Genomic DNA, 19625 nt, shown 5'->3' with positions numbered 1-19625 from the left:
GGGCACGGCCGGCGACCGCGGTCGCCGGGCCGCCTCCCGCCGCGCCGGGACGGTCGGGTCCGGGCCGCCCCGGCCGTGCGCCCCGCGGGAGACCGCCCGGCGGGCGCACGCCTTCCGGCGCGGGTGTGGACGAGGGCCGGTGAGGGGGTACGCCTCAGGCGGGGAGCAGAGCCGCCTCCACGGCGGCCGTGACGGCCTACCAGTGCCCGCGCCGGGCGGCGCGCTCCTCCGGGGGGCTCGGCTTCTCTTGGTGGAAGGTGAGCAGAGTGCGGGAGACGCCGACCCGGGTGAGACCGACTGGTCGATCGGTCATGGCGTCTCCTCCTCGTGTCGGCGGGACTCGCGCCGGGAGCGCAGTTCCCGGATCTTGTGTCGGTTGCCGCAGCGCCCCATGGCGCACCAGCGGCGCCGCCCGGGCCGGGAGCTGTCCACGAACACCCATCGGCAGTCCTCGGCGCCGCACTCGCGGATCCGGTCGGAGCGGGGCCGGTGAACAGGGGAAGAGTCCGGACGCCGCGCAGGGTCCGGGTGATCCTCGTTCGGCCCCCTCGGGGCGGTGCCGCGGCCGCTCAGCCGCTCTTCTGTGTCCTGCCTCGGCCGTTCTGCGGTCTCGTGGTGCTCCGGGGTGGCCGCAACCGGTCGTAGCGCCTCGGGGGCCCTGTTTTGTGCCGGTGGCCGGGCTGTCCATGCCGCGGGGTTCTGGTGCAGGATAGGGGCATGAGCGATGCCGAAGTGTCTTTGACAAAGGTGGAAGAGGACGTTCTGCTCTCCTTGGACGCCCTGGAGTATGAGAATAAGCCGATGACGAACTTCTTCGGTCCTGGAGATATAGCTGGTTATCCGGATCTGACAACCGATGTCGACGCGGTTCGCGATGCGCTGGTCACTCTGGTGGAGAAGAACCTGGTCAGTGAGTACGGGGGGCAGTATCAGCTCGGCTCTGAGTCCTCCGATGCGGTATGGAGGGTCAAGCGGAAGCGCGGAGAGATATAGCTTTACCGGGCCCGGGCTCATCTTCTGGGCGTCGGGCCCTTAGTGCTCAATCTCTCTCGATGGAGGGCTTCGAACTGTTATTTGGCGTTCGTCGAGGTGAGGTGGAGGGCGACTGGTGCGGGCTGTTGGTGTTCTGTCGGGTTTGTTTCAGGTGGGATCCCTGGATCGCGGTCGCCATGAACCCGGCCGCCACGTTCCCGCTTTCCGATGGGGCCTCTATCGCCCCCATGCGTTCGATCTCTTGTCCCTGTTTTGCCGAGAATATATCAGAAGGGAGCATGCGCGATGCGGCTCCGGTGACCAGGGTTTTTATTTCGCGCTCCTCGGTCCGGTAATTAAGTTCGTAGCCGAGGTATTGGCCAGTGTTGTTCGTGATGAGCCGCCCGGTGACTTCACCGCCGTTCTCGCGGCACCAGTCGCGTACCGGGTCCAGGACCTTGGGCGCCCGCGCCACACGCCCTAGACAGGCGACGTAGGCGCCACCGGTGTGACCCGCTGCGTGAAAACGTAGAGAACCATCAGGGGCGTGAGACGTTTCCACCGCTTCAAGCCGAGCGTCGTGGACCGAGAGTCTGCCGTCTCCGCCGTGTTCCCGGTCGTGCTTCTGACGTAGCGTCAGGTACTGCGCGTCGTTCGACAACACCCAGGGAGCCTGACCGCCGACCATGGTGACCCGAGCGTTGGGGTTCGCCTCTAGGATGATCTCCGCATTGGCGATCGCTGCTCCTCCCGCCCCAGCGATTAGCCACTCATCGGTGATGTTCGGGTCATATCGGCCATCTCCCACATCGTCACCGATGAGGAGGCGTCCCGGGGCGTCCTGGGAGGCGCGGTCCCAGGTGTCCACGGCTTTCAAGGTCTTCATGGCCTCTGACATGTCCTTGCTGGAGTGAGACCCCACTCCGAACCGTTCCGCCGTTTCGAGGGCCTCCTGGGCGCTGCCCGGGGTGTCGGGGAGTTTCTTGAGGCGTTCCGCCGCGGTCAAGGACTCCGGGATTCCGCTCCTGCGGATCTCGTCCGCCAACACCTGTGTGGCTTCGGGGAGGGTCGGGATGCTGCGCGAAGCGCCGGGGATGATCTCAGGGGGCACCCCGGTCGCCACCACGGGTGTTCCCTTGACCTCGACGGTGACGGGGTCGCCCCGGTCGCCTGCCGGGGTGATGGTGGCGAGGAGTCTTCCCTGGTCGTCCACGGAGAGCGCGGCGTGTCCGTCGACGACCGGTCCCTTCACCGCCGCCTCGTTCTCCCAGAGCCGGATCGCGTCCAGCGGAACGCGGTCGTTCGGGCCGACGAATGCCGCCGGATCGCCCAAACCGCTCTTGGGCAGGTGCCTCACCTGCTCTGCGGACTGGACGATGCCCCTGATGGGGTCCACGTGCCAGCGTCCCTTCCCGTCGACGACCAGTTGGTCCGGGGAACGGCCGGCCAGTGCGGCACCGCCGCCGATCATGAGCGACACCTTCGGGTACGAGCCCTCCGGCAGGGCCTCGGCGTTCCTGCGCAGGGCCTCCACGGTCTGGTCGCTCTTCCGGGCGCGCACCTCACCCGATCGCCGGGCCATTTCCGCCAGGTCCCGTTTGTCCGGCCGCGAACCGGTGGGGTCGAGGAGGGCCGCTGACGACGTGGAGGGGGTGAGCAGTCGACCGGTGTCCTGCTCCCGGCTCTCCCGGAAGGCCCGCAGGGCCGCGGCGTCGCGCTCGGGAAGACCGCGCAGAGGGACACCCAGTTCCCGGTACATCGCGTGGGCCTGGGAGGACAGCGCGTGGCCGTTCGCGATCCGCTCCCACCCGGGGAAGGGGGCTCCGTTCCACGAGGGGGAGTCCTCGCGCAGGGCCAGTACGTCGAGCCGGTTCGAGAAGCCGTCCCGCGCCGCCCGGCGCAGGTCGGGGGATGCGTCGGGCAGGTGTGCGATGTGGGCGAGCCAGTTCAGCTCGCCGACGCGCCCTGCGTCCTCCGGTGACAGCCGGGTGTCCCGGGACCGGTCGAGGGCGAGGAAGAAGGAATCGCGGCGGGCCGACAGATCCGCCGCCGTGTCCTCCCTGACCTGGAAAAGCTCACCGGACTCGTAGGCGAGTGCCATGCCCACATCGTTCGGCCGCACGTCCTGGGCGATCTGTAGCACATGGTTCTGGGAGAAGGAGTTGACGTGTACACGTCCCACCTCTCCGGAAGGAAGCGGTACCGCCTCCGTTCGCAGGGTGAAGGGGATGCCGTTCCTGTCCTGGAACGCGAGAAGGATGTCGGTCGTTGGTCTACGAGCAACGGGGGGCACCGGAGCCGGTGTGCACCCGTGGAAGTCGCGGAGGATCACCGGAAGGGCGGCAGTGGCCTCCTGCAACACCCTTTCCCGGTCGGGGGTCGATTCCCTGCGTCCGCTGCTGAGGGGGTCGGGGAACAGGTCGGTCACGTCTGCGGTCTCCTAAGCCGGGGGCGTGGCATTCAGGATCGTGAATACGATAGGAGCATATAGTCCGGGTGCGCCCTTCTCCGTGGAGCATTGCTATAGTCCGGACCATGCTCGAAGCGCGCTCGATTGCCGAAGCCCACCTCTACCTGGAGATTCAGGTCTGCCGGACGTGCAATCTCAGGTGGGACGGGGTGCGGCACGCTTTGAGAACCCTCGAGGACCGCCCCGTGGCCGTCTACTCGCTTTCGTGCTCTTCCTGCGGTGCCCGGGATCAGTTGGAGTTCCTGATGCCGCGCGAACCCCTCCCGCCCGGCCCCCTGGGCGGGAACGAGCCGTCCGAGATCATGGACCCCGGAGAGTTCCACGCCGCCTCGGACGTGTACTTCGCCCTTGCCCGTGACGCCGTTGAGCAGGCGAATCCCGGAGATTATGAAAAAGTCGCGACCCTTCTCCGGCGTTCGGTCTACGCGCTCGCCGAAGTCCCGAAGTTCATCCCGCCGTCCGAGGACCGGGTCCCCCCGGAGCTGATCGTTTCGGAGATCGGCAGGGCGTCCTACGAGAGGAACCCCGACCGGTTCGTCCGCGACCGGATCGAGTACGAGATCCAGGACCTCCTGAACCTGATGCAGCGCTATCTCCCCGACGCCGGTCCGGTGCACTGACCCCTTCCCGGGGAACACGCCGCAGGCGCGGTCCGAGCCGCGGCACGGAGCCCCGCGCCCTCCAGGGCGTCCGGTCCGGCCGGGGCGGCGCGGTTCCACGGACAGATGGATGCCGGGACCGCGCCGACACGGGTCCGAGGCCTCCGGCGGCGGACGCCCGGCTCCGCCCCACGGACCGGAACGCCTCCGGCTCCCCGCACGGCCGACGGCGAGGCGTCCTTCGCGCGCCGCATCCCACCGGAGTCCTCTCCGAGGCGCCGTTCCCTCCGATTTTTTGAACTCCGGGGCTGCCACCTGCAGTGATGGCGTGCCGTTCTGATCCGGAAATGGAAACGAACCGGAACGCCCCCGTGTGAATCACACAGGAAGAACACTCACAATCCCTGTCTCAGGGATGGAGTACTGTACCTCCGGTGGCAACACCTGTCCGAATTGACCTTTTTCAACAGGTGAACGGGGTCGTCGACACCAAGGAAAAGAGGACATGCGCAGAGACCACAGTACGGTCCCCTCGTTTCCGAAGATCTCCGCGGAGATCCTCGACGAGGTGACGGCCAAGGTCACCGTGAGCGGAATCGTCAGCTCGGTGACCGGTACCGACCTCAACGCGACGCGTGCCGAGGTCGTCCGGCTGATCTCGCTCACCGCGAAACGACTCGGCCGCCCGGTCCGCGCACTCACCGTCGAAGGCGGAGAGGAATGGCCTCTCGTCATCTACCCGGACGGAGTCGTCGAGAGCGACACGACCGCCGACCCCGGCAAGCGCAAGGGGAGGAAGAAGCAGGCGGGCCGGGGGTCGAAGGCCAAGGGCGGTACCGCGCCGCGGACCCCTGACGAGACCCCCGCGCCGAGCGGCCCCTCGGCGGCCGACGCGTTCGTCTCGGGCGGGGTCCCCCATGCCACAGCGGTCCCCGGAGAGCGGCCCCCCGCGCCCGAGGTGCGCGTGGACGAGAACACCGAGGCGGAGCCGGTCCGGCCGCGCCCCGCCACCCCTTCGCTTTTCGAGATGGTCGTACAGAGCCTGGAGGAACGTGACCGGGTCCTGTCCGCCGAGCAGAACCGGAACCCGGCCCCGGAACCCCCTCCGGTCGTCCCGCAGGGCGGGGCCGTGCGCTCTTCGGCGGACGCCTCCGCCCCTGCGCCCCTCTCCGCGCCGGGTTCCCGGTTCCCCGGGCCGGGGCCGGTGACGGCCGGAAGCGACGATGCCCCGGGCCCGGAGCCCCACGGACCGTCCGCGCCGACTCCGGCGGCCTTCGCGCCGTCCGGGCGGTTTTCTCCGGAGCCCGCCCCCCGGGAAGGGGCCGGGGCGATGCCGCCCGCGCCTTCCGTACCCGCTCCGCAGCCCTCGTCGGGATACGCGCACGGCGTTCCTTCCCACAGCGGTCCCACGGGGGAGCCCGCACCCGATTCCACGCCTCCGGTGTCGGGGCCCCCGCCGGGCCCCCACGCCCCCCGGCCCGCCCAGGGAGGCCCCCGGACGACCCCTCTCCACGGTGTCCCCGCGGGGCAGCCGACACCTCCTGCCCCCGCTCCGCAGCCTGCGCCGGGGTATGGGCACGGCACCCCTTCCCACGGTGTTCCCGCGGGTCCGCCTCCGGGTGTCCCCGTTCCGCCCGCCCCCCGGCCCGGTCCGGGCCCCGAGGCGGAACCCCTCCCGGCGGACCTCGGGGGCGGGCCCGGCCAGGGCGGCGCCCCCGCCGCACTCACGGGTCCCTCGGAAGCGGCCGAGTTGTGGAACACGGTCATCCAGGAGATCAACAGCGAACGCGGCGCCCACCCGGGGACGGTGCCGCCCGTGCATCCCATCCCCGCTCAGGAGGCGGTCGGCCCGCCCATCTCCGCACCGCCCTCGCGGCGCCGCAGGTTCGGCCTCGGCGGGCTCCTGGGTCCCCGTGTGCCGGAGTGGTCCGCCCCTCCGGAGAACTTCCACGCCCGTATGCAGGTGCCCATCGCGGGACACCGCCGTATCGCCGTCCTGAGCCTGAAGGGCGGTGTGGGCAAGACCACCACCAGCGTCCTCCTCGGATCCCTCATGGCGTCCCAGCGGGAGAGCAGGGTGGTGGCGGTCGACGTCAACCGGGACATGGGGACCCTGCGTGACCGGGTACCCCTGCAGACCGGACTCACCGTCCGCGACCTCTTCCGGGACGCCGCATCCATCAGGGGTTTCACCGAGCTGCGGGGTTACGTCTCCGCGAACGAGGAGAGGATGCACGCCCTGGTCGGCGACCAGGTCTTCGGTTTCCGGGAGGTCGAGGGACGGAACGGCTACGGTGTGGTCGCCGATGTCCTGGAGCGGTACTACGACATCGTCCTCAACGACTGCGGCACCGGTATGGGCAACCCGGGGATGCAGCGGGTGCTGGATCTCGCGGACCAGGTCGTGGTCGTTCTCGAACCCGCCTCCGACGCGGTCCGGGCCGCGGAGGCGACCTTCGACTGGCTGGGCAGGAACGGCTACGCGGATCTCGTCTCCGGAGCCATCGTCGTCATTTCCAAGGTCGACCGGAGATCCGCGTCGTCCCCTGACATCGACACCCTCGAAGCCCGTTTCAGCGGGGCGGTGAGGGCCGCCGTCCGGATCCCCTTCGACGAACACCTCGCGTGGGGGAGGGTCATCCGGTTCCAGGAACTGCACGAGTCCACGCGCAACGCGTGTTCCCATCTGGCGCTGCTGAGCGTGGAGGGGCTCGCGAACATGCAGAGGTCGGGTGTGTGAACCGCCGCCCGGGCGAACCCCGTTCGAGGCCGCGGAGCGCTCCCGGTGACCGGGGCGTCCCAGGGGATGCCCCGCCCCCGCCAATCCGCCACGAGGAAGAGTAGAGGTCCAGGGTGGAGATAGACCAGAGATCGGACGGAGCCCAGGAGGCCCTCCTCCAGGCCGTCCACCTCCAGATGCGTATCGCCCAGACCTTCGGCCGGGCGGCGAACCGCCATGTCATGGACAGGTTCCGTGATCTTCCACGGGTGAACGAGGCCCCCACCCGGGTGCGCCCCCAGACCCGCAGGGAGCGGCGTGCCCAGTGGCGCGAGGACCGCGGGAAGTTCGCCGGGGTCGGTCGGGCATCCTGGTGGCGCGACGCCACCCCCGCCAAGATCGCGGACGCGTCGGCGGCGGTCCGGCGCCAACGGGGCAACAGCCTGCGGGCGCGGCTGGCCGGTTGGCTGCTGAACCGGGGATACCGGCGGCTCACCGGTGTGAACCTGGACGAGACCGTGCAGGTCTTCGGCCCGCAGTCCCCGCACCAGGCGGTGGGGAACCAGGGCATGGCCCAGGGGTTCGCCGAACTGGTTCCGCGCACCTTCGAGGAGCAGCGCGGCCTGGAGGAGCTGCGGCGCGAACTCGAGCGCATGTCGCGCGAGATCGACTACCTCCGTGAGCGGTTGGGGCTTCCCCCGCTGAGCCCGGAGGAGCGGCAGCAGAACGGAACCGCGGCCGAGCAGGAGGGCGTTACCCCCCACCGCGAGGCGGAGGAGGAGTCCGACCGCGAGGCCGCCGCCGAGGCCCCCGAGGCGGAGACCGAGTCCGGTCGGGACGTTGAGGAGGAGCGGGAGGAGGCCGCCGAACGTCCCGAAGCGGAGGCCGGACAGGACCAGGAGGCCGAGCAGGAGGCCGTCGGGCGTCCCGAAGCGGAGGCAGAGACCGGGCCAGAGCGGGACGGGACCGCCGAGCGGTCCGAGCCGGGGGCTGAGGAGGAGCGGGCGGAGGAGAGTCCCGAGACCGAGGCCGGAGAGGATCGCGAACCCGCTGAGAACGCCCGGGAGGAGGCGGCGGACCGCCCCGGCGCGGAGACCGAGGGGGACAGGGGGGCCGAGGGGCCCGCGGACGGGGCGCCGGCGATCTCCGAAACGGACCAGGAGTTCGGCCACCGGGAGACGGCGGAACACACCGGAACGGAGGCTTCCGCACCCGAGGTGAACGGGACCGCTCCGGCGGAGGACCGCCCCCAGGCCGCCTCCGAGGCGGTCACCGGTGGAGAAGGCCGGGTGGACGAGTCCTCCACCGCCGCGGAAACGGGCCACGGGCGACCGGCGCCGACGGCACCGGGGACGGACAGCCGCCATCTGCTCACCCGGACCACGGGGGCGACGCGACCGGGGGCGGCCGCCGGACCTCAGGACCCCGCCCCGGCCCGGGGCGGGGCCGGAAGCCATCTGGACCGCGGTCCCGGGAAGGACAACGGCATGGGCGGTCGCTGACGCCCCCGCATGAGCGGAACGCCCGGTCGGAGTCCCCGACCGGGCGTTCCGCTCATGCGGCCTCAGACGTGGGCCCGTGTGCGTCAGTATTCGGGGAAGTACCCCGGCGGCGGTGGGTCATGGGGCAGGGGCTCGCCGTGTCCGTTGCCGTCCTCTGCCGTGGCCATGGGGCCGTCCGGGGAGAGCAGGATGCCCATGTGGTAGTCCGCGTGGTCGCGCAGCCAGGTGCTGATACCGGTGGAGGGGTCGTTGCGCAGGCTCTCCCACGACCGCCAGACGGCGTCGACGCGGATGAGCGCCTCGGCGTTCTCCCACCAGCGCGCGGACCAGCGGTACTGGTTGCGGACCCCCACCCGCCGTTTGTAGACGTGGCGGAAGTAGTTCTCGAAGAAGTCGACCGCGTTCCTGTAGTGGAGGCCTTCGGCGTCGTCGGCTTCGCCACCGCTGTTGGCGTATTCGTTCAATTCGTTCAGCCAGTCCTCATTGCCGGCCATGCCTCCGATCCTTTCCTTGTTCCGGGGCCGGTCGCCTTCACCAGTGGATCGGGAAGGTCTCGCTGTGCTCGGGGGCGACGGCACCGATCTCGGTGGGCTCGGCACTGCCGTCGACGGGCACGGAGTACCAGCCGCTGGAGCCGTCCGGGGCGGTGGAGCGGAACAGGATTTGCGTACCGTCGGAGGAGAGGACCGGGGTGGTGTTGGTCCGGTCGCCGCCCTGGATGAGGTGGCGGACCGGTTCCGGCTTCAGCTCAAGGGTCTGGGGATCGAAGCCCACGATGGTGAGGTTGTCGCCTTCCACCAGCAGTTCGTGCTCGCCGACCATGAAGACGGGCCGCTGCCCGTTCAGGGCCGATTCGGAGTCCTCGTAGTCTTCAAGGGTTTTCACCCAACCCTCCGGCGGATCGAAGGTGGCCGCCGGCAGCTCAGTGGACACCGGGGCCTCGGTCGCGGAATCCCTTGCCCGGGTCCACAGGAAGCCCGTGGAAGTCTCCACGTAGAGGTGCCCGACGAGAGTGCCTTCACGGTTGGAGAAATGCCTGACGTACTCCCGGCCCCCTGTGACGCTTCGCTCCCAGGAACCCTCGTACTCCGGCGAATCGACCGGAAGGAAGTTCGTCGCGTAGATGTGGCCGCTGTAGGGGTCGAGGATGATGCGGTCGCAATCGGTGCAGGAGCCGACCTCCTGGACGTCTCCGCTCGCGGGGTCGACGCTTTTCACGGTGCCCTCTTCACCGTCGGGGACCTTTTCCAGGTAGTAGACGCGACCGTCGTTGTGGTTGTAACGGGGGGAGAACTGGCCGACGGTGTCGCTGAATCCGGAACCCTCGTTGCCTGGCAGGAGGGCTTCCACCGTGCCGTCGGAGGACATGGCGCCGATGGTGGTGATCAGGGCGCTGTCGACCTGCTCGTCGAGGGTGACGAGCAACTGTGAGGTCTCGGGGATGAACAGCCCGGCCAGCTCGTGAGCCTGATTGCGGCTCAGCGGCCACCACGAATCGGACCCGTCCTGGCCGTCCTCGTAGTTGATGTCGCAGTCGGGGAGGGCGGTGGTGAACTCACCTTCGGGCGTCCGCCCGCTGCCCTGCCGGGGCTCTGCGGCGGCGGTGGCACCGAGGGGGTTGTAGGAGTGCTGTGCCAGGAGGCTTCCGTCCTGATCGGAGAAGCGGTAGGCGTTGATTGCCCCGTCTGCGCAGTCCATGGCGAGGAAGCCCTCTCCGGCGAGGGGCTCCTGGGCCGCGGCCTCCCCGGGGGCCTCACCGCCTCCGCCGTCCCCGCCCTCGCCGCCACCGCCGCAGCCGGTGGCGAACATGATCACGGCGGCCAGAGCGGCCCCGTGTTTCCAGAGGGAGGGGTGTGAGCGTTCTTCGGGCATGACCGGTCCTCGTTCTTCTGAAGGTCGGGATGGGGGAGATCAGGGCTCGTAGGTCTTCAGGGAGGAGAGCACTTTCTCCTTGTGCTTGCCGGACATCCACGGCACCGTCTCCACCAGCGTCGGCGGGGTGCCGGAGGCGATCACCACGGCCCTGCCCGGCGGCATCGAGCCGAGGTCGGAGACCTCCATGGTCCGCTGCCTGTCCACCTGCCAGGAGACGGACCGCCCCTGCCTGCCACCGGAGACCGAGGCCCTGTCGACCTCGTGGTCGCCGATGAGCTGGGAGAGCTCGTTGAGGAACTCCACCTCGGAGACACCGCCGCCGTACATCTTGATGTTGGAGGCCGACCAGAGCTTGCGCATGCCGCTCTGCCCCCACACGTCCACGCCCTGGGACCAGGACTGGAGGATCGTCATCAGGATGATCCCGCGGGAGCCGTAGTGGGAGTACAGGGACGGGAGGTCGTTCCAGCGGCACACGTTCGCCGCCTCGTCGAGCACCCCCAGCAGGGGTGTGCTCAGGCGTCCGCCCCGCTGGGTGGTGGCCAGTTCCTCCGCCGCCTCCACCACCGCGACCGTCAGGGCCGTCACCAGCGGCCCCGCACTCCCCTTGCCCTCCTTGGACAGGGAGTACAGCGTGCCGCCCCCGGCCACGAACTCGTGCGGGTCGAAGGGCGGCCGGGTCTCTCCGCCCTCGCCCTCCTGCGCGGAGATCCACGGTGCGATCTGTCGGCTCGTCAGGCACGAGACCATCTGCATGGCGGTCCCGTACACGCCCCCGCGCTGCTTCTCGGGGGAGTTGACCACTCCGGAGACGTTGTCCGCCACCAGGTTGTACCCGTGAGCCGAGAGGATGCCCACGGCCTCGTCGTCGTGCGGGCGGGTGAGCCACGTGTACACCTGGAGGATCGACCGGCCGTCCAGGGCTGCGGCGAGCAGCAGACCCGCGAGCAGGTCCTGGGCCGCCCCGTCGAAGAAGGCGTCGGTCTTGGCGTCGGCGTCCCGTGACCCCGCCACGAAGTGGCCCGCGAGCCGGGCGGCCTTCACCTCGTCGGTGACGTAGGACAGGGGGTTCCACCACCACTCGGGCCTCTCCAGGGCGATGCCCTGGGGGTCGAAGACCCACACGGGGCCCGAGCCCTGGCGCACTCCGCGGGTGGCGTCGACCACGTCCCGCTTGTTGCTGGTGACGAGGACGGCGCCGGGCGCCTCCAGGATGGCCGGGATCGCCCGCGAGGTCGTCTTGCCCGTGCGGGGGCCCCAGATGTCGACGTGCATGTCCTCCCAGGAGCCGTACAGCATGCGGCCGTCCCGTACGGAGCGCCCGATGGGCACCCCGGGGGAGCCCCGCACGCCGAGCCGCTCGGCCTTGGCGCGGGCGCCCTTCTCCGACAATCGCTCCAGGTCGTCCCCGCGGCCCATGTGGGCGGCGGAGGAGTCCACCCGCGCCCGCGAGCCGCGGCGCATGAGCAGGACGAGGGTGAAGACCAGGACGATCAGGATCCACTGCCCGCCCAGGACCACCGTCTGGGGCATCCCCCAGGCGATCCTGCCGCCCAGTACGCCGAACAGGACGTCGAACGGATTGGCGGGGGCCTCGCCTCCGCCGACGCGCACCGCCACCCAGACGGTGCCCAGCACCAGCACCACGGTGGCGATGAGGACCCAGATGAGCACCGCTTCGGTGTTCATCCCGGTCGGGGTCTTACGGGCTCTGCTCATCCTGTGCTCTCCTCGACCGGGTCCTCGGCCCCGGAGCGCTCACCGGCCTCCCCGTCCTCCGTGACCGCGCCGGTCCGGGAGACGGTGTGCCAGAGCTTGTTGGTGTCGTTGATGGACTTCTCCGCCTCGGTCAGCTGCACCTGCACGGGGATACCGGGACGGCCGCCGACCTTGACGAGGAACTTGCCGCGTCCGGGGGGCGCGCTCTCGGCTCCCGCGTGGGAGTCCCAGGCCGGGGGGTCCTGCCAGGAGCCGAGCATCTCCTGCTCCGCCAGGGAGAAGGGGACGACGGAGGACAGCATCGGCATCTCGGCGCGGGGCAGGCCGCCGCACACCACCATGCCCGAGCGCTCCACGAACCCCTTGGCCTTGTTGCGGTCCTCTTCGCTCGGCAGTGACATGAGGTCGCTCATGGTGTGCGAGATCATCGCCATGCCCACACCCCGCTGGCGGTTGAGGCGGGTCAGGGCGTCGACCCGGTCGACCATCCCGTGGCCGGCGCGCAGGGCCCGCCAGAGCTCGTCCAGGATGACGAAGTAGTGCCGCCGCGGTTCCAGGCCCGCGTCCGCCAGGGCGTGGGAGAGGTTGATGGTCGCGAACCCGGTGGACCAGCAGGCCAGTAGCACGGCCGCCTGCAGGTCCATCTCGGTGTCGTCGATGCCGGACACGTCGAAGACGACGGGCCGGTCGCGCTTCATCGGGGTGGTGGTCGGCCGGGAGAAGGTCTCTCCCAGCCGCCCGCCGCCCACCAGCCCGATCAGCGATGCCTCCAGGTGGTCGGTGACCTCCTGGTAACGGGTCAGGCTCCCGCGGTCCAGGGCGACCTGTCGGACGGCGTCGGGCGCGTCCTGGATGCATTTGAGGAGGTCGTTCAGCACCGGGGTGCCCTGGTGGCGCTCGTCCAGCACCTTCAGCGCGCGGTCGAGGATCGTCTCCTCGCGGTCGCTCACGGGGGCCGACCGCATGATGGTGAGCAGGGCGGTGACCATCGTCAGCCGACGGCCGTGCACGTCCGCCATGAGCTTGGTCCGGGCATCGGCGGGCAGCCGGTGGAGCTCCTCGCTCGCCTGGCCCGGGTCGAGCACGTTGAGGTGGCCCTGTCCGCGGCCCAGGCTGATGACCTGGCCGCCCAGGGCCTCCACCAGGTCGACGTAGTCGGGCTTGAGGTCGCCCAGGATGAACGGCTGCACGCCGTAGCCGGACAGGCCGGTCGCCATGCGCCGGGTGATGGTCGACTTGCCCAGACCGGGCTTGCCCAGCACGAACATCGACGGGTTCGAGATCAGGTTGGCCCGCTGGAACCACGAGATGGGGTCGCAGCACAGCGTCGCCCCCGTCATGATGTTGCGCCCGATCGGCACACCGACCATCGGTGTGCCGCTGCCGACCGCGAACGGCCACAGCCCGCACACCTGCACGGTCGTCCCGCGCCACTCCGGGGCCATCTCCACGATGGTGGACTCGCCCGCGCCGTAGGAGGTCCAGCCGCGCGGTCCGGGTCGCTTGGGCTGTACCTTGGGCGCTTCGACGGCCTCAGGGCGGCTGCGGAAGCGGTCCGTGCCCCCCTTGCGTCGTTTCCGGCTCACATCTGCTCCCTGATCTCCACGGGAATCCTCAGGTGCATGGGCAGGACGATGCCCAGGGGAAGGCCTGCGGCGAAGGTGGAGTCCTGCGCTCCGTAGGCGGGACGCAGCCGCAGCCGCGACGCCGCCGACAGGTTGGCGATCGCGGCCCGGGCGTCCGCCTCCTTGTCCAGGTCCTCGACGGTGGCGGTGACGACCATCCCGAAGTTCACCAGGCCCGCCCCCGCGGCCTCCTCCGCTGCCGTCGCCCGGGCCGAGCGGGTCGCGAGCATGTCGCGCGCCGTCGGCTTGGCACTCGATGTGGCCCGGAACTCGGCGGCCCGCAGGTCCGCCTCCACCACACCTGCCGCCTTCGCCGGGTCCAGCGGCCGGTACAGCAGGGTGACGCGCTTGCGCGCGATGTCGGGGTGTGGGGCGAGCAGCCGGGTCAGGATGCTCGACTGCACGTTGCCCCGCGGTGCGGCGGTCATGGTCCATGAGATGGACAGCGCGCTGTCGTGCCTGATCTTGTCCCAGCCGGCCTGGTGGGCGGTGGGACCCACGTCCGTCCACTCGATCTCGGGCACCTCGCCCGCCGAGTGCGCCTCGTCGATGAGGACGGCGGCGGCCGGGTCGTAGGCGACGCGGATCACCTCGCACAGTTCCTGTGCGGGCAGCGGCCGGGCGGCGCCGGCCCCCGTCGAGGTCAGGGCCTGGGTGAGGCCGGGGAGCCGGGCGGCGAGGTCCCGGCCCATCTCCTCGGGGGTGATCTTCTTGTCGCGTCCGGGTGAGAAGGTCAGTGCCACGTACGCCCGGACCAGGGAGGAGCCGTGCGGGTAGGCGTCCACGGTCTCCAGGAGGACCTGCCGGGCGAACAGGGGGGACTGCTCGTCGATCTGCCCGACGACCTCGCGGTGCAGCCGGGTCCCGGTGTCCGGGGAGGTCTCGACGGTCACCGAGGCGGCGACCAGGTCCGGCTCGTCCCCCAGGTTGGCCAGCCAGTGGCCCCACTCCGCCACCCAGGAGTCGACCTGCTCGACGTCCACCAGGGCGGCGCCGTCCGGCTCGGTCGCGACGACGACGGAGAAGTGGTTGCCGTTGGAGGGCAGGTGCAGCAGGGCGAACGGGCGGCCGTAGGAGTCCTGGTGCTCGCTCAGCCGCAGTGGGGCGGCGATTCCCGGAAGCTGGTAGCGGCCCCAGGGCACACGGCCCAGCGGACCGGAACGGTAGAGGTGGGCGCCAAGGGAGCGCGCCTTCCACCAGAGCATCCGTACTCCCATCTTCGACATGGTGCTTTTGCCGTGCTTGTCCTTGGTGAGCACGGCGAGGAGGACGATGCCCAGGACCGCGCCGGCGATGGCGCCCCGGAGGAGCCCGGCGACCATCACCACGAAGACGATGATCACCAGGCTCCCGAGGAGGAAGACCGTGCCGAGCGTTCCCAGCCCCATGAGGCCCGCCGACGCGGGGACCCGCCAGTTCCCGTACGTGCGCACGGTACGGGTCATGTCGTCATTTACGGCTGCCACTGGGCCCATCGCCTCCGGAAGCGGTTTCGTCGACCGCCTTCTTGCTGGCCTCGCCGACGGCCTTGACGGCCTTGGCGGCCGCGTAGATGGCGGCGGTCTTGGGGTTGCTCTTCATCGCGGCGGCGCCCGCGCCGCCTCCGCCTCCACCCGTGGTCGGGCCGCCTCCGCCGCCGCCCGTGATACCTCCGGGCTTGGCGCCGCTGGTGTTGGAGGCGCCCGTCGCGCCTCCGCCGGACCTGCCGCCGGAAGGGCCTCCGCCTCCTCCGCCGCCGGATCCGCCCCCGCCGCCTCCGCCGCTCGCGGAGCCGGTGGGGAGCGCCGAGGTCGCGGCGTCGGCTGCCCCGCCGCCGCTGCCCGCGGTCGCGCCGACCATGGGGGTCACGAACTTCATCAGGGCGGGAAGGGCGAACAGGGCCAGGGCGAGCATGGTGACGCCCAGCATCAGGTCCTCCAGGCCCGCCTCTCCCTCGGGCTCCTGTAGCAGGACGAAGGCGAGGGCGTAGATGATCGCCGCCACGGGCTTGTAGAGCAGGAAGGCGACGAGCCAGGAGATGGCCTTCTGGAACCAGGACCGGCCCATCTCCGTGTTGGTGAACGCGGCAGTGAGGGGGAGCACGCCGGTGAGCAGGATGAGCATGCCGTCGCGGATCATCATCAGCACCATCTGGATCAGGCCGATGACGATGATGACCAGGCCGAGGACGAGGACCATGATGAGTCCGCCGCCGCCGAAGTAGGAATTGACGCCCATGATGACGAGGAACTCCGTGGCGAGCCCGCCGAGGTCGGACTGGCCGTAGCCCTCCTTCAGGATCCACGTCGAGAACTCGTCCCCGAGGCCGATGAGGATGTTGACGAAGGTCACGCAGGTCGCCGAGACCACGACCAGGGTCAGCAGGGACTTGAGCAGCTCCTTGCCGGGCTGGGCGCGCTGCTCCCAGGCCATCTTCACGCCGCCCACGATCACCGAGAGGATCGCCGCGACCCCGACGTAGAACATCAGGCGGCTCTGGAGGAATCCGGCGGCGCCGCCGGCCGAGGTGCCGCCCATGGCCCCGATCAGTGCCGAGACGGCCGAGGACGCACCGCCGATGAGGGCGACGGCCCCGATGACCAGGGTCATCTTGTTGAGGTACTGGCCGCCTTCGCCCCTCGACCTGGCCAGGGCCAGTGTCGCCCCGAGGATGATCAGGGACAGGACGGCGACGCCCAACCCGATCCAGGTGACGTAGCCGAGGATGTCGCTCACCTGCCCCGGGGTTCCGCTGGGGGAGGTGATCCCGCCGGCGGCGGAGCCGTCACCGGCGTCCAGTTCCCTGGTCGGACTGTCGATCCAGAAGGTCAGCATCGTCTCGACGACGCTTCCGACCTCGTCGGCGAACTGCTGCTTGATCTCGTCCATGATGCTGGTCACTGCCCTGTCGAAGTGACACCCGATATCGATTCCGCACACGTCAGATCGCCGCCCAGGGTGTGTAACCGCTCAGATCCTCGAGGACGGTGAAGAGGGGATCGCTCTCCCCGCTCTCGTCGACCACGATCTTCCAGTCCCCCTCCACCCAGATGAGGTCGAAGGTCATGCTCGCGTACACGGCGTCGGGAGCCATCAGGGCGAGGCTGATACGGGCCTCGTCCTCGGTGTAGGAGACGACCTTGGCGGCGACGATTTGTCCGCCGACGCCTCCCTCCGGCGCCTGCGACGACTCCATCTCCGCGATGAACACCTGCCGTCCCGGCCCCGGTGCCACGATCCGCTCCCACTGGGAGTCCATCCGGTCGCCCCCGGCGTTGGCCAGGGCGAGGAAGTTCCCGGTGGCGAGCACCGCCCCCTCCGGTGTGCGGGCGTAGCAGTAACGGGCCCCGCCGTCCTCGACGACCCCCGGGCCGTGCTCGGCCGTCTGCGGGGCACGCATGCCGCCGATCGAGGTCCAGGTGGTGTCGAGGAGGGGGAGGAGCATGTCGAACTCGACCGTGTGCGCCTCCAGCCCGCACACGCTGTCCTGCCCGTCCGGGGTGGCCGGAGCCTCCTCCGGGGAGGAGGTCGCCTCGGGACCGGCGGGGGCGGACGCGCTTCCCGGGTCCGCCCCCGCCTCGTCTTCGTCGTCGGGCCACACGGCGACCAGGACACCGGACACCACGAGGGCGGCGAGAAAACCTGCTGAGAAGATGAAGGAGGGGCGGCTGAAAGGGTTCTCGTCGCTCATCGTCGGTTTTTCTCCGTGATCAGCTCACCAGGAACGAGACGAGGCTCGTCGCGCCCGAGATGACGATGACACCGGCGAGGACCATGCCGATCTTGCTCATGTGCTCGCCGCCCTCGCCCCGGCGGGACTGGATGGCCATGACGGCGCCGGCGACGATGAGGCCGAGGACGCAGACCGCCAGGGCGACCCACTTGGCCCATCCCAGGATGGTGAGGAAGCCGCCGTCCAGGCCGGGAGGGGCCTGGCTGGTGACCTCATCGATGCCGAGCGCGAGGGGGTGGAGAAGGGACGTTGCGTCAGCTGCGAGGACAACTGCTTCGTTCATCGGGTCTCGGATCTTTTCTCTAGCTTTTCTGGATCAGGACTTGCACGCTTTTTATGAGTTTCCGCAGCTCAGCGGGCATGCCACGTGGATCCGGGGCGGTGGGCGGGTCGGTCCGCCATTGTTCCATCCAGGGGACTCGCCAGACTCGGGGAGCTCCCCCTCCTACTAGATGCGCGAAGTCCTTCAGGGGTTTCGGAAGCTTACCGGGCGCGTCGGACACCAGGGCAAGTCCCAGCAGCTGGATTCCGGGAACGGTGCCGGAGGCCCATTGTGTAAGGGCGTTCCGGGCGGACTCCAAACCTGAGAGGTTGGTTCTGGCCATTAGCACCACCGGAATTCCACCGGGGAGGGGTGTGGCCGATTGTGGCCATGTGTGCTGGCTCTCGACCGACCCCGGGAGAAGTTTGGCGAAGGTGCTCTCGCCCGACCCTCCATGCGCTCCCACCCACCACACGCTGGCGCTTTGCGGAAACACGCGGAGCGGGAGGCCCACTCCTTCCGGGGCGCGGATGCCGGGGTGGGGGAAAGATGGTCCGGTGGTCGTGGTATGAGTATCATCCGCCTGGTCGGATTCGTGGGCAGCGGCTTTCCGTGCTGCTTCCGCATCGTCCTGATCAGGCGTTGTCCAGGGGTTATAGGGTTCGGACAAGGCGGGACCGCTTTCCTCGACGGGCGTGATCCTGGGTTACGGCGCCTACAGATACTACATTCAGGGCTCCTATGCAATCACGAAAGGATCGCCCGTGCGCCGTGAAGAGAAACACGGAAAGTCGGTTACGAGCGATCTCGTGGAGGGTCTGCCCAGGTGAAGCAGCTTCTCTATCTCCCCCTGGCGCTGATCGCCTTCATCCTGGTCTTCGTTCTGCTTTTGGTCGGCGTGATCGCCGAAGAGGCCGATGGTTCATTCCAGGAGTTCCCGGATTCCGTGCCGGGCATCCCGGACGTCGTCCTGTTCGCCTACGTCGCGGCTGCTTCCGGTGTCGACGAGTACGCTCCAGGGTGCGAGGGGATGAGCTGGTCCCTGGTCGCGGGTATCGGTTATGAGGAGAGCAAGCACGGAACGCATGACGGAGCCGAAGCCGACGAAGAAGGGAATGTCCGCCCCCCGATCATAGGCATCCCGCTCGACGGCACCAACGATACGGCCCGAATCGAGGACACGGACGACGGGGAGATGGACGGGGACGAGGAATTCGATCGAGCCGTCGGGCCCATGCAGTTCATTCCCGGCTCGTGGAATATATACGGGCAGGACGGAGACGGCAACGGCGAGAAGGATCCGAACAATATCTTCGATGCCGCTGCGGCGACCGTGGCACACCTGTGCAGGAGTGGTGGGAACGACCTCACGACCGACGAGAAGATGCGCCAGGCGATTCGGGGGTACAACAATTCCGGCGAATACGTTAACGACGTCATGGAACGCAAGGCGCACTACGACTCCCTGCACGTCAGGCCGGACGGCGGCCAGGTCGGCGGAGGTGAGATGGTCTCCTGTGCCAACCTCGGTCAACTGCACCCGACCATGTGCTCGGTCCACGAACACCTGAACGAGAAGTTCGGCGCCTTCTACCTCTCCGCCGGCGGGTACCGGAATGAGAGCACCAGCGACCATGGTTACGGGATGGCCATCGACTACATGATGGGACCGTACGGCGGTATCCCCTCGATGGAGAACCACGCCATGGCCATCCAGGTGATCAACTATGTCATCAAGAACCATGAAATTCTCGGGGTCAAGGGTTTGATCTACGATCGGCACATTTGGAACGCGCAGAGGGACAGTGTGGGGGACTGGAACGCTGTCCGGCGTTTCCATCAGAACACCGGGGATCTCACCCAGGACCATGTCGACCACATCCACCTCGCGGCCGGCCCCGGCCGCATGAGGTGAATCGGAAGAACTCGAAAAAGGCATCGGGATCTTGTCGGGTATTCCACTCCCGTTCCCCCGGTTGTTCTGGTCGGACTCGTGCGACCAGTCATCCCCGGTGAAGGGGGTACGGGAAAACCCGGTGTGCTTTTCGAGCCGTGCGGCCGATGTCCCGGCAGGGGGCGTGCGTTCGCGCTGCGGACGCGGGCCGTGATCCGGGGCGGTCTTCCGGTGCCGGCGAACGTCCCGAGCGCCGGAGCGGAGGGGCCCTCTTCC

The 19625-nt window shown here is 69.3% G+C and carries 16 protein-coding genes; 5 read left to right on the top strand and 11 right to left on the bottom strand.

Features of this window, described 5'->3' with window-relative positions:
• Positions 1–309: 309 nt before the first annotated feature.
• Positions 310–432: a CGNR zinc finger domain-containing protein gene (locus ABZ249_RS17820; RefSeq protein ID WP_355264098.1), complete on the bottom strand. Its 123-nt coding sequence runs from the start codon at positions 430–432 to the stop codon at positions 310–312.
• Positions 433–717: 285 nt separating this feature from the next.
• Between ABZ249_RS17820 and ABZ249_RS17815 the strand changes: the two genes are divergently transcribed.
• Positions 718–993 (top strand): hypothetical protein, encoded by a 276-nt coding sequence (locus tag ABZ249_RS17815; RefSeq protein ID WP_355263800.1) that lies wholly within the window; start codon positions 718–720, stop codon positions 991–993.
• A gap of 46 nt (positions 994–1039) precedes the next feature.
• Here the strand turns inward: ABZ249_RS17815 and ABZ249_RS17810 are convergent, their stop codons facing one another.
• The gene (locus tag ABZ249_RS17810; RefSeq protein ID WP_355263797.1) at positions 1040–3400 is read right to left on the bottom strand and encodes a hypothetical protein; all 2361 of its coding nucleotides are present in this window, start codon (positions 3398–3400) and stop codon (positions 1040–1042) included.
• 107 nt (positions 3401–3507) lie between these two features.
• Between ABZ249_RS17810 and ABZ249_RS17805 the strand changes: the two genes are divergently transcribed.
• The 3 genes from ABZ249_RS17805 to ABZ249_RS17795 all read left to right on the top strand — a co-directional run bounded on the left by ABZ249_RS17805 (position 3508) and on the right by ABZ249_RS17795 (position 8262).
• Complete coding sequence (locus ABZ249_RS17805) at positions 3508–4062, top strand: hypothetical protein (RefSeq protein ID WP_355263794.1); 555 nt, start codon at positions 3508–3510, stop codon at positions 4060–4062.
• A gap of 1729 nt (positions 4063–5791) precedes the next feature.
• Positions 5792–6781, top strand: coding sequence for a MinD/ParA family protein (locus ABZ249_RS17800; protein ID WP_355263791.1), 990 nt, complete (start codon positions 5792–5794; stop codon positions 6779–6781).
• Between the two features lie 113 nt (positions 6782–6894).
• On the top strand, positions 6895–8262 hold the full coding sequence (locus tag ABZ249_RS17795) for a hypothetical protein (RefSeq protein WP_355263788.1): 1368 nt from the start codon (positions 6895–6897) through the stop codon (positions 8260–8262).
• Positions 8263–8345: 83 nt separating this feature from the next.
• On the opposite strand, the gene ABZ249_RS17790 is transcribed toward ABZ249_RS17795, so the two are convergent.
• From ABZ249_RS17790 to ABZ249_RS17750, 9 genes are read right to left on the bottom strand one after another with little or no spacing between them, the layout of a single operon-like run.
• Positions 8346–8756, bottom strand: a complete 411-nt coding sequence (locus ABZ249_RS17790) for a DUF4913 domain-containing protein (RefSeq protein WP_355263785.1) — start codon at positions 8754–8756, stop codon at positions 8346–8348.
• Between the two features lie 37 nt (positions 8757–8793).
• Positions 8794–10134 carry a hypothetical protein gene (locus tag ABZ249_RS17785; RefSeq protein ID WP_355263782.1) on the bottom strand — a complete coding sequence of 447 codons (1341 nt, stop codon included), beginning with the start codon at positions 10132–10134 and terminating at the stop codon, positions 8794–8796.
• Positions 10135–10173: 39 nt separating this feature from the next.
• Positions 10174–11856 carry a TraM recognition domain-containing protein gene (locus ABZ249_RS17780; RefSeq protein WP_355263779.1) on the bottom strand — a complete coding sequence of 561 codons (1683 nt, stop codon included), beginning with the start codon at positions 11854–11856 and terminating at the stop codon, positions 10174–10176.
• Positions 11853–13442 carry an ATP/GTP-binding protein gene (locus ABZ249_RS17775; RefSeq protein ID WP_355263776.1) on the bottom strand — a complete coding sequence of 530 codons (1590 nt, stop codon included), beginning with the start codon at positions 13440–13442 and terminating at the stop codon, positions 11853–11855. Before ABZ249_RS17775 ends, ABZ249_RS17780 begins: the two co-directional genes overlap by 4 nt.
• Positions 13439–14926: an SCO6880 family protein gene (locus ABZ249_RS17770; protein ID WP_355263773.1), complete on the bottom strand. Its 1488-nt coding sequence runs from the start codon at positions 14924–14926 to the stop codon at positions 13439–13441. Before ABZ249_RS17770 ends, ABZ249_RS17775 begins: the two co-directional genes overlap by 4 nt.
• Before the next feature lie 4 nt (positions 14927–14930).
• Positions 14931–16361 carry a hypothetical protein gene (locus ABZ249_RS17765; protein WP_355263770.1) on the bottom strand — a complete coding sequence of 477 codons (1431 nt, stop codon included), beginning with the start codon at positions 16359–16361 and terminating at the stop codon, positions 14931–14933.
• Positions 16362–16401: 40 nt separating this feature from the next.
• Positions 16402–17151 carry a hypothetical protein gene (locus ABZ249_RS17760; protein ID WP_355263767.1) on the bottom strand — a complete coding sequence of 250 codons (750 nt, stop codon included), beginning with the start codon at positions 17149–17151 and terminating at the stop codon, positions 16402–16404.
• A gap of 19 nt (positions 17152–17170) precedes the next feature.
• Positions 17171–17476 (bottom strand): hypothetical protein, encoded by a 306-nt coding sequence (locus ABZ249_RS17755; RefSeq protein ID WP_220564730.1) that lies wholly within the window; start codon positions 17474–17476, stop codon positions 17171–17173.
• Between the two features lie 19 nt (positions 17477–17495).
• Complete coding sequence (locus ABZ249_RS17750) at positions 17496–17921, bottom strand: DUF6668 family protein (protein ID WP_355263763.1); 426 nt, start codon at positions 17919–17921, stop codon at positions 17496–17498.
• Between the two features lie 360 nt (positions 17922–18281).
• On the opposite strand from ABZ249_RS17750, the gene ABZ249_RS17745 reads away from it, so the two are divergent.
• Positions 18282–19370: a lytic transglycosylase domain-containing protein gene (locus ABZ249_RS17745; RefSeq protein WP_355263760.1), complete on the top strand. Its 1089-nt coding sequence runs from the start codon at positions 18282–18284 to the stop codon at positions 19368–19370.
• The last annotated feature ends 255 nt before the right edge of the window (positions 19371–19625 follow it).

This window comes from Nocardiopsis sp. NPDC006139, from assembly GCF_040614155.1.
Classification (GTDB): domain Bacteria; phylum Actinomycetota; class Actinomycetes; order Streptosporangiales; family Streptosporangiaceae; genus Nocardiopsis; species Nocardiopsis changdeensis.
This window is presented reverse-complemented; position numbering and strand designations above follow the sequence as displayed.

Coding starts and splice junctions, on each gene's coding strand:
- ABZ249_RS17815 (WP_355263800.1), top strand. CDS start 718: ATGAGCGATGCCGAAGTGTCTTTGACAAAGGTGGAAGAGGACGTTCTG.
- ABZ249_RS17770 (WP_355263773.1), bottom strand. CDS start 14,926: ATGACCCGTACCGTGCGCACGTACGGGAACTGGCGGGTCCCCGCGTCG.
- ABZ249_RS17760 (WP_355263767.1), bottom strand. CDS start 17,151: ATGAGCGACGAGAACCCTTTCAGCCGCCCCTCCTTCATCTTCTCAGCA.
- ABZ249_RS17805 (WP_355263794.1), top strand. CDS start 3,508: ATGCTCGAAGCGCGCTCGATTGCCGAAGCCCACCTCTACCTGGAGATT.
- ABZ249_RS17790 (WP_355263785.1), bottom strand. CDS start 8,756: ATGGCCGGCAATGAGGACTGGCTGAACGAATTGAACGAATACGCCAAC.
- ABZ249_RS17785 (WP_355263782.1), bottom strand. CDS start 10,134: ATGCCCGAAGAACGCTCACACCCCTCCCTCTGGAAACACGGGGCCGCT.
- ABZ249_RS17755 (WP_220564730.1), bottom strand. CDS start 17,476: ATGAACGAAGCAGTTGTCCTCGCAGCTGACGCAACGTCCCTTCTCCAC.
- ABZ249_RS17780 (WP_355263779.1), bottom strand. CDS start 11,856: ATGAGCAGAGCCCGTAAGACCCCGACCGGGATGAACACCGAAGCGGTG.